Origin of the sequence: Flavobacterium sp. RSSB_23, assembly GCF_051547145.1 — a bacterium.
Classification (GTDB): domain Bacteria; phylum Bacteroidota; class Bacteroidia; order Flavobacteriales; family Flavobacteriaceae; genus Flavobacterium.
On record NZ_JBPTTO010000067.1, the window covers coordinates 1 to 311 of the forward strand.

The window sequence follows — 311 nt, forward strand, 5'->3', positions numbered from 1 at the left end:
TGATGGTAAAACCAATGTGGGTGATATCGTTTCATACAACTTTGTAATCAAAAATACTGGAAATGTAACTTTAACTAATGTAACAGTTACTGATAATAATGCTATAGTAACTGGTGGTCCTATTGCAACTCTTGCTGTGGGTGCAACTGATAGCACTACCTTCTCAGCTTCACATACCATTACTCAAAATGATATCAACGCAGGATTTGTTTACAACTTGGCTTTGGCTACTGCTAAAGATCCAAATGACAAACCGGTAACTGATACTTCTTCTGACCCTACTCCTTGCACTACTTGTCCTAAAAATCCAG

The 311-nt window shown here is 37.6% G+C and carries 1 protein-coding gene; it reads left to right on the forward strand.

Features of this window, described 5'->3' with window-relative positions:
- The coding region (locus ACSVH9_RS16400) for a DUF7507 domain-containing protein (RefSeq protein ID WP_438064641.1) at window positions 1-311 on the forward strand (311 nt) is incomplete at both ends.